Source organism: Cellulosilyticum ruminicola JCM 14822 (genome assembly GCF_001311925.1).
Taxonomy (GTDB): Bacteria; Bacillota; Clostridia; order Lachnospirales; family Cellulosilyticaceae; genus Cellulosilyticum; species Cellulosilyticum ruminicola.
Map to the genome: position 1 here is coordinate 17,711 of NZ_BBCG01000050.1, position 10,365 is coordinate 28,075.

At 34.7% G+C, this 10,365-nt stretch carries 6 protein-coding genes and 1 pseudogene; 6 read left to right on the top strand and 1 reads right to left on the bottom strand.

The annotated features are described in order from the left end of the window. Nucleotides 1-15 precede the first annotated feature (15 nt). Nucleotides 16-2,697, bottom strand: a complete 2,682-nt coding sequence (locus JCM14822_RS14090; RefSeq protein ID WP_054743002.1) for a transglycosylase domain-containing protein — start codon at nt 2,695-2,697, stop codon at nt 16-18. A gap of 406 nt (nt 2,698-3,103) precedes the next feature. Between JCM14822_RS14090 and JCM14822_RS14095 the strand changes: the two genes are divergently transcribed. The 6 genes and pseudogenes from JCM14822_RS14095 (at nt 3,104) to JCM14822_RS14120 (ending at nt 9,863) form a co-directional block, all read left to right on the top strand. After that, on the top strand, nt 3,104-5,206 hold the full coding sequence (locus JCM14822_RS14095; RefSeq protein ID WP_054743006.1) for a glutamine synthetase III family protein: 2,103 nt from the start codon (nt 3,104-3,106) through the stop codon (nt 5,204-5,206). A gap of 181 nt (nt 5,207-5,387) precedes the next feature. Further along, the gene (locus JCM14822_RS14100; protein ID WP_054743003.1) at nt 5,388-6,326 is read left to right on the top strand and encodes a PfkB family carbohydrate kinase; all 939 of its coding nucleotides are present in this window, start codon (nt 5,388-5,390) and stop codon (nt 6,324-6,326) included. A 47-nt stretch (nt 6,327-6,373) separates the two neighbouring features. After that, complete coding sequence (gene hflX / locus JCM14822_RS14105; RefSeq protein WP_242861515.1) at nt 6,374-7,588, top strand: GTPase HflX; 1,215 nt, start codon at nt 6,374-6,376, stop codon at nt 7,586-7,588. Between the two features lie 274 nt (nt 7,589-7,862). Continuing rightward, nucleotides 7,863-8,123 carry a DUF6514 family protein gene (locus JCM14822_RS14110; protein ID WP_054743004.1) on the top strand — a complete coding sequence of 87 codons (261 nt, stop codon included), beginning with the start codon at nt 7,863-7,865 and terminating at the stop codon, nt 8,121-8,123. Nucleotides 8,124-8,390: 267 nt separating this feature from the next. After that, on the top strand, nt 8,391-9,023 hold the full coding sequence (locus tag JCM14822_RS14115) for a YigZ family protein (protein WP_054743005.1): 633 nt from the start codon (nt 8,391-8,393) through the stop codon (nt 9,021-9,023). A 109-nt stretch (nt 9,024-9,132) separates the two neighbouring features. After that, a pseudogene (locus tag JCM14822_RS14120) lies at nt 9,133-9,863 on the top strand (YebC/PmpR family DNA-binding transcriptional regulator). The last annotated feature ends 502 nt before the right edge of the window (nt 9,864-10,365 follow it).

The window sequence follows — 10,365 nt, forward strand, 5'->3', positions numbered from 1 at the left end:
TTTTGCTTTTCGATTTTAACCTTGAGGGATGAAGAATGGATTATCATCATCTGGATTAGGCGCTGGCGGTTCAGCTGGTGGAGCAGGTTGCTCAACAGGCTGATCGTTAGGTGCTGGCGCAGGCGGCACTTCCTCATTAGTAGGCGGTACTTGATCTGGTAAGCTTAAATCAGGTTCAGCACTAGGTGGTATTTGATCTGATGGTGTTTCTTCAGAAAGGTTATCTTCTGAAGGTGCGTTATTACTTGCTGTATGCACATCACAATATTCATCAGGAATAACTGTACCATTATCCACACCTCTTATGAGAACGTGTTTTACACGTACATCTTCAGGGCAGTATTCTGTAGCGACTTTACCTGAAATAGAACAAATATCTACTTCTACGTGAACATCACAGTATTCTTTTGGTGCATTACCATCTGAGAAGTATTCTGTATGAACACCGTGGGTTTCGTCTTGATAACAAAGTGAAGTAGCTAATTTACCTGATGCTGAACAAATACTATATTCATGTACATCAGATGTTTCAGTATTCACTTGTGGGAATGATTTATATTCATAACCCTCATGAATCTGAGACATGATTTTACCCCAGATATTTAAGTGATAGCTGCCGCCACCACTAGAAAGTGATTTTTGTTGTGCGTAACCAGTCCAGATTGTTGCAGAGTAGTAAGGTGTATAACCTGCAAATACTAAGTCCACAGAATCTGTTGTTGTACCTGTTTTACCAGCTACTGGTTGGCTTGTGAAATAATTTTTAACAGCTGTCCCTGTACCGATATTTACAACATCTTGCATCATATCTGTAAGTTGATGTGCAGTAGCAGGTTTGATAACTGAATGTGAATGTTTAGCCACATTTTCACCAATGTTACTTAAAATAACATTACCATTTGCATCTTTAACTTCTGTATAGAATACAGGTTTAATATAAGTTCCATCATTAGCGATGGCAGAGTAAGCCGCATTAAGTTCAAGGGCTGTAACCCCTTTTGTAATCCCACCTAAAGGTAAGGCATAAACACGGTCACTATCTGCAAGTGTTGTGAAACCAAAGTTTAATAAATAATCATAAGCAACATCTACACCAACGACTTCAGCTACTGTTTTAACAGCTAATACGTTCATAGAGTGGTAAATTGCTTTGCGGACACTAGTTGACCCAATATATTGATTATCCCAGTTTTTAGGGGAGTATGGTTTTCCACCTCTTGGTGTAATAGTATAAGGCTCATCCATAAGTGTAGAACCTGGAGAAAGTTTACCAAGATCTAAAGCTGGCGCATAAGCTGCAAGTACTTTAAATGTAGAACCTGGTTGTCGAGTTGCTTGTGTGGCATAGTTGAAACCACGGTTTGTTTTATCTCCGCGTCCACCACCAAGGGCTTTAACTTGACCCGTACGGTAATCTGTTAAAACGAAAGCTGCTTGTGGTTGAGGTAATTTGATTAAGTTTTCTCTTTGGATAGTATCCGCTGAATTCACACCCCAAGCATTTAATTGTTGTTGTTTCCAAGATTCAATCGCACTGTCACTACCACTATCTATTGTACCGGTAGCGTTTTCTGTAAGTGTTGACCCATCGGCTTTTAGAACAGTTACACTATAATCAAGTGAAAGTTCATAAAGTGAATCTGGATAAAGAGACTCATCATTAAGGGTATCATCAACAATTTTTTGCATCTTTTGATCCATTGTTGTGTAAATACGAAGTCCACCACCATATACTTCATTATTAGCTTGTGTTGTTGTATAACCAAGTTCAGATTGTAAATCATCTACAACTTGTTCAAGAACAGCATCTACGAAGTAGCTATGTGGAGATTTTTCAGTAAATTCTTTATGAACTTCTTTGATGTTCTCATATGGATTTTCTTTAAGTGCAGCTGCATGTTCAGTAGCTGAAATATAGCCTTGTGATTCCATCTTGTCTAAACAAACTTTAACTTTATCCCAGTTATTTTCAGGATTTAAGATTGGGTTATATTTAGTAGGATACTGGGTAATAACGGCGACGACACAAGATTCCGTTAAACTCAGTTCACTGACATCTTTTCCAAAGTAACGGTTAGCAGCAGATTGAACCCCACTTACCCCTTGGCCAAGACCAATTGTGTTGAGGTAATATTCTAAGATTGTATCTTTAGGATAAAGCTTTTCAAATTGTACTGCTAAATATTGTTCTTGAATTTTACGTGTGAGTTTCTTTTCTTTTGATAAGATATTATTTTTAACTAATTGCTGAGTAATTGTACTGGCACCTTCACTAAAACTACCAGTTTGAACATTTTTAATTACAGCTCTGAAAATACCTTTTACATCAATTCCGTTATGTTCATAGAAACGCTCATCTTCTAGTGAAACCACTGCTTTTTGAAGGTAATAAGGAATTTGATCTAAAGTGGCATAAATACGATTATCTGCGGTTGAGAAAGTATCGATTTGATTTCCATCTGTATCGTAGACAAAGGATGTATAATTGGTTGTTGGTTTAAGAACTAAAGTAGAAGCATCTGGAGTGTTTTTAATAATTCCGATGACAACGCCAAGTCCGCCACCTACCACGGCAAATAAACTAATAATTAGTACCATGATAATTATACGAAAGGTCATTACTTTACCTTTTTTACGTGCTTTTTTGGGCTTATTCTTTTGCTCTTCATGAGCACGAGAATCTTTTGAGTAATTCATAAGTTTCCTCCTCCTCTAATGAGATATTATATCACAACCTACGAGGTCGAGTACAGATTTGAGCGTATCCTCATTTATTATATACTATATCTTCCTTTAAATATATAACAAACATATTACATTCATTTTGCATATGAGTAAATTTGAAGAATATGTTTTATATTATTGACAGTTTTATTACTATTTATATATGCATAAGCATTATCTGCATAAAAATTATAAAAATGAAGAATGGATTTAAAAGTAAATGTGAGGAGGTGGAATAAAAATTTATACGTAAGTCATATGCAAAATTCGATACAATATCGTAATTTTTTACTAAAGATTAACAATAGATATTGTCATTTAAAGAATACTCATGATATAGTTAGGATGATTAAAATTTTAGTAAAGAGGTATCTATGTGATGAATGATGTGAAGTTATCAGAAATTTTTGGGCAAAATGTATTTGACGATCAACTTATGCGTGAGAAATTGCCTAAGACAACTTATAAAAGATTACGCAAAACAATTGATGAAGGGTTACCTTTAGAACCAGCTGTAGCTGATGTTGTGGCAAATGCCATGAAAGACTGGGCTATCGAAAGAGGTGCAACCCATTTTACACATTGGTTTCAGCCAATGAATGGACGTACAGCAGAAAAACATGATTCCTTTTTATCACCTACTTCAGACGGGCGTATGATTATGGAGTTTTCAGGGAAAGAACTTATTAAAGGAGAAGCAGATGGTTCTTCATTCCCTTCCGGTGGTTTAAGACAAACATTTGAGGCAAGAGGATATACAGTATGGGATTGTACATCACCAGCTTTTTTAAAAGAAGATGCAAGTGGGGTAGCACTTTGCATCCCAACAGCTTTCTATTCACATACAGGAGAAGCATTAGATAGAAAGTCACCACTTTTACATTCAATGGAATGTATTGAAGCAGCAAGTCTTCGTGTTTTAAAAGCAATGGGAGATGATGCTGCACATATTACATCAACAATTGGTGCAGAACAAGAGTATTTCTTAGTTGACAAAAGGCATTATCAACAAAGAAAAGACCTTATCTTTACAGGACGTACACTTTTTGGAGCTGTACCTCCAAAAGGACAAGAGATGGAAGACCATTATTATGGAAGCATCAAAGAAAAAATCGCAAAATACATGCGTGATATTGACGTAGAGCTTTGGAAACTTGGGGTACCATCTAAAACAAAACATAATGAAGTAGCACCAGCGCAACATGAACTCGCACCTATTTTTGCAACATCAAACGTAGCTTGTGATCAAAATCAACTTATCATGGAAACACTTCAAAAAGTAGCAAACCGTCATGAGCTTGCATGTTTACTTCATGAAAAACCATTTGCATATGTTAATGGTTCAGGGAAACATGTTAACTGGTCACTTGTAACAGATACAGGTAAGAATTTATTCTCACCTGGTAAAAAACCACATCACAATAAAGAATTCTTATTATTTACATCGGCAGTTATTAAAGCCGTAGATGATTATGCAGATTTATTAAGACTTTGCGCTGCAACAGCAGGAAATGATCATCGTTTAGGTGGTCACGAAGCGCCACCAGCTATTATTTCTATCTTCTTAGGTGAAGAAATCACAGGCATCTTTGACAGCATTGAAAAAGATGAAAAAGTGATCGCATCTGAAATAGAAATGATGGAAATGGGTGTTGCCACATTACCACAACTTCAAAAAGAAAGTTCGGACCGTAACCGTACATCTCCATTTGCATTTACAGGTAATAAATTTGAATTTAGAATGTTCCCATCTTCAGAATCGATTGCTGAAGCTGGCCTTGTAATTAATGTCATTGTAGCAGATGTATTAAATGAATTTGCTATGCGTCTTGAAAATGCAGAAGACGTAAGCACAGAAATTAGAGCAATTATTAAAGAAACTTATACAAACCATAAACGTATCATATTCAATGGTAATGGCTACTCAGATGAATGGGTAAAAGAAGCAGCGGCTAGAGGTCTTTCAAACTACAAGACAACAGTAGACGTTCTTCCATGTTACGTATCAGAAAAAGCAATCAATTTATTCGAAAGAAATAAAGTATTTAGTAAAGAAGAGATTTTTGCACGCTATGAAATCTTACTTGAAGAATACTACAAAACAGTACGTATTGAAGCACGTACAATGATTGATATGGTACAAAAACAAATCTTACCAGCTGTTATTAAATACACAACAGAAGTTGCAGATCATATTTACAAATTAAATCAAGTAGGCAACTTCAAAATTAATGCACAAACAGATATCTTAGAAAATCTTACAACTAAACTTAATGTCCTAAAAGAAAGTACAGATTTACTAGTGAGTCGTGTAGAAGAAAGTGAAAAAGTAGAAGAAGCTTTAGCAAAAGCAACATTCTTCAAAGATCAAGTTATTCCAGTGATGGAACAAGTAAGAGAAGTAGCAGACGGCTTAGAAGTTATGGTAGACGAAAAAGCTTGGCCAATTCCAACTTATAGTGAATTATTATTTAGAGCATAATTATTGAAACATAAAAAAAGGGTGCTGCAAAGAAGTTTTGCAGCACCTTTTTTTGCTGTAGGAATAGTGATTAATAATAATAGGAAGAAATTGAAAATAAGTGGATAAATTATCAGAAAGTATGCTATAACTATATATAAAGATAAATCTCAATGTAAAATCGTAAAAGGTTGGTGAAATAATGATTATAACAGTAGCCCCTTTTCCTGCCATAGAGTACATATATGGTGTGGAAGCATTAGCGGCAGATGAGGAGCAAACGGCAAGGCATGTTTCGTTAAACATTTTATCAAAAGGTATTTACAGTGCACAGATGATGAAAGTCTTACAAGAAGAACCTATTTTAATCAGCAGCATGGGTGGTTTCGCAGGAAAATATATTAAGCACTATTTAGATAAATCTAAAGTTAAAGCAGATATTGTGTGGACTGATTATGAAACACCTCAATATGTGAAAATAGTAGATGAACATTTCATGAACAACTATACAATTAAAACAGAGCCTACTATACCAGGTGAAAAGGAAAGTAATTTAATGACGCAGAAAATACGTGCACACATTAAAAAGGTTTCTACCCTCGTATTAGCAGGAGCTGTACCAGAAAGTATGCAGAAGACCGTTTATAAGGAATGGATGGAAGAAGCAAAGGCACACAATGTCAAAGTAGTGGTTTCTACAGGACAAAAGGATGTTTTAGAAGTTGTTATGCAACAGAAGCCTTATGCACTTATGTTTACGGAAGAACAATTAAATCAATTAGGTTTAATGAGTATACAAATAGAAGAGATTGCAGAGCGTATGTCTGTGTATCTTAAACAAAGTGTACATTATGTCTGTGTGTATCTTAAACAAAGAGGTGCACTAGTACTTTCTAAAAACAAGTATTGTAGAGTAGAATCCATATTTCAATTGGTGCATAAAGATAATGCTGCAGCAAGCGGAGCTTTTTTAGGCGCCTTAGCAGTAGGAATTAATCGTAAATATGAACAAGAGAAATTCGCAAAAATATGTTTAGCCGCATCATTAGCCGCAAATGATAATGTAAATCACCGCATTTGTATAAAGAAAGACATTGATTGTAGAATAAAAAAAATGAAAGTAAGAGAATTAGAGAGGTAAGATATGACAACTGCAATGGAAGAAAAGCAAGAAAGACTGATTTTAGTATCAGCACAAAAAAACAATATAGCGAAGCATTAGCTCTAGAAAGCTTAGATGAATTAGCTGAGCTTGTAGAAACAGCAGGTGGTGAAACCGTAGATAAAATCTTACAACGTGTAGATAGCATTAATCCAGGATTTTATATTGGTTCAGGGAAAGTTGATGAAATTCGTGAACTTATTATGAGAGAAGATGCAACAGGCGTTGTATTTGATGATGAACTCTCACCAATTCAAATGCGTAATTTAGCAGAAGCTTTAAATGTAAAAATCATGGACCGTACAATGGTGATCTTAGATATTTTCGCAGCTCGTGCCCGCTCTAAAGAAGGTAAACTACAAGTTGAAATGGCTCAGCTTAAATATCAAAATTCAAGACTCACAGGTTTTGGGGCTATGCTTTCTCGTCAAGGGGGCGGAATTGGAAGTCGTGGACCTGGTGAAAAAAAATTAGAGCTTGATAAACGTCATATAAGAGAACGTATGGAAATCTTAAAAAGTGAACTTGCAGAAGTTGAAAAACACCGTAATCTTTTACGTGCAAGAAGAGAGAAAAATAAGGTGCCAGTAGTAGCAATCGTAGGTTATACAAATGCAGGTAAATCAACATTATTAAATAAATTAAGCGGTAGTGATGTCTATGTACAAGATCAATTATTCGCTACACTTGATCCTACAACACGTGGGATTGATTTACCTAGTGGTTCAGAAATTTTATTAACAGATACAGTAGGATTCATCCGTAAACTGCCACATCATCTTGTAAAAGCTTTCTATTCGACTTTAGAAGAAGCAAAATATGCCAATATAATATTACATGTGATGGATGCAAGTTCACCACATATTGAAACACATCAGCAAGTAGTATATGAAACATTTGAAAAGCTTGGGGTAAAAGATATTCCAATTATCGCTGTTTATAATAAGATTGATAGGGTTGTAGATACTTATCCAAAAGATGAAAAAGCAGATAGTGAAGTGGCTATTTCTGCAAGAGAAGGCATTGGCTGTGAAGAGTTATTAGCACGTATTGAAGAGATTGTATACGATAATATGAAATCGTTCAAAATCAGCGTACCATATACAAGTCAAGAAGTTGTAAGATTTTGTCATGAATATGCAGAAAGATTAGAAGAAGAGTATACAAACGATGGGGTTGAAGTAAGTGGTTATATGCCAAAGGATAAATTTTACAAAATAGAACCTTTTATCATAGGCTAAGTCAAATATGACAAATAGGTTACAAATAAAAAAATATCGCAATAAAAGCCAAATTAGTTGTTAAAGAACAATAAAAGCCAAATTAGTTGTTAAAGAACAATAAAAGCTATAAAATATGGTTTACAAAATCTAAAAGCCAAGCAACTTCTGTAGAATGAAGGAAAAATGAAGAAAAATAGCACGAGCGATTGTGGTTCAAAAAAAATACTAAATCATTTATAATGTGACTAGAGAGAAAAAGTAAAAAATTAATAACTCTGGGAGGAAGTATGTCATGACAATTGAAAAAACATTAATTGGGAAGAATGAATTATCACTGGGAACGGTAGATTACTACATGATTAAGAAACTAGGTTATTATGGGGAAGATTTTTACGGTGTAGAAGTGGCAGAAAAAGCAAACAATCAAATGATTAGTCATATAGAATATTTTTCTAATGATGTCAGTGTAGCGAGTGAGCTCGTTACAAAACTTTACAGAAATAATGTTGCTGGGGCACATTTACAAGAAGTTATTGATGAACTTATTCACTAAAATAAAGTGGTAAGGGAAAAGATAAAGAGATAAAGAAAGATGCATAGGGTATGTATCAAAAAGGAGAATATGTTATGCTTGATTACAAATTTGATATGCAATTGTTTAAAGAAATAGCCTTTCAGAGTATGTAATTAGCAAGGGATTACCAATTAGAATAGTTAAAACGGCCTAAAAGCTTAGAGATAAAGAAGCTTTTAGGCTATTTTTTTAGAAAGCATTTTATGATAGTATAGAAGTACAATACTTTAACGATAAGGTGAGATTATGTTAGAAAGTTACAGAACCATACAAGGGCCAGGAGAAGCCTTAGTAGTTGAAAAAAAATCTAAATTCATTGCCACAGTATGTGAAGTGAAAACGCAAGAAGAAGCAGAAGCTTGTTTGCAGCAATTACGTAAGAAATACTATGATGCAAGACATAACTGCTTTGCTTATCAAATCGGCGAAAAAAATGAGATTCAACGTTGTAGTGATGATGGCGAACCACAAGGGACAGCAGGAAAACCTATTTTAGAAGTTTTAAAAGGGGAAGATGTACGTAATACTTTAATTTGTGTGACAAGATACTTCGGAGGGACTTTATTAGGTACAGGTGGGCTTGTACGTGCTTATGGTAAAGCAGCCAAAGAAGGTCTTTTAAATGCTGGGATCATTGAAAAGAGACGTATACAGCTTATTGATGTACAAATGAATTATACATTAGTAGGAAAAGTACAATATTTATTAGGCGACAAAGGCTATAGAATTCGTGACAGCATTTATACAGATGTAGTTACAATGCAGGTAGAAGTATTACTTGGAGAGCAAGATGCTTTCTGTGACTGGCTTACAGAAAATACAAATGCAGAAGTAAGCATGAGCCGTGGGGAATTCGAAGTTGTAGATGTATTAGTGTAAATTTGTTGCAAGATTTACGCAGAATATGGTAAAATATCAATAGTGAGCTTACTTCAAATGGGTGAAAGACATTGAGTAAGCAATTAAATTATAAGGAGGACAACATTTTATGTCTGGACATTCAAAGTTTGCCAATATTAAACATAAAAAAGCAAAAAACGATGCACAAAAAGGTAAAATCTTTACTAAACTTGGTCGTGAAATTGCTGTAGCAGTTAAAGATGGTGGGGCTGACCCAGCTAACAATAGAAAACTTGCTGACGTAATTGCAAAAGCTAAATCAAACAACATGCCTAACGATACTATCGCAAGAAGTATCAAAAAAGCAGCTGGTGATGGCGATAACGTACATTACGAATATATCACATACGAAGGTTACGGTCCAAATGGTGTAGCTGTAATCGTAGAAACACTTACAGATAACAAAAACCGTACAGCAGCTAACGTACGTTCATACTTCACAAAAGGTAACGGAAACATGGGTACAACAGGTTGTGTATCATTCATGTTCGATAAAAAAGGTCAAATCGTTATCGAAAAAGAAGCAACAGATATGGACGAAGATGAACTTATGATGATGGCAATCGAAGCTGGTGCTGACGATTTCGAAGCAGAAGAAGAAGGTTACACAATTACAACTTCTCCAGAAGCTTTCGCTGATGTTCACGCAGCACTTGAAGCAGCTGGTATCGAAATGGCAGAAGCAGAAGTAACAATGGTGCCACAAACATGGACAACACTTACAGATGAAGCTGCATTAAAATCAATGAACAGAATGCTTGATCTTCTTGATGATGATGATGATGTTCAAAATATCTACACAACTGGGATGAAGAGTAATCTTTTGAGCCTCAAGGACTTGGTGAAAAAATAGTAATAAAAACATTACCAGTTATGGTAAATGTAAGACCTTCAATTATGGTGTATTGACATATAGAATATATCATAATTGGGGTTTTTTTATGTCTGTTGGTCTAGCACTAAAATATTTATTAGAAGAGTATTTACTTGAGATGCGCTTAAAAAATTACTCTGTTCGTACAGAGAAATCCGTAAGAAACAATAATAATTTGTTCTTGTAATACTTAGAAAGTGAATTTAATATTACAACATTAGAAAAGCTATCGCATATACATGTGAAAGCATATATAAAGTATAAGCAATCACTTGGATTAAAACCTACATATATAAATTCAATCCTGAGAAACTTAAGTATGTTTTTTAATTATCTTAAAGAAGATTATATAAAAGAAAATTTTGCTAAGAAAATACAAATGGCAAAAAAACAAGATAAAGTAGTAATTAAGTGTTGATTCACACATTATTTACACCTAGTATGTGC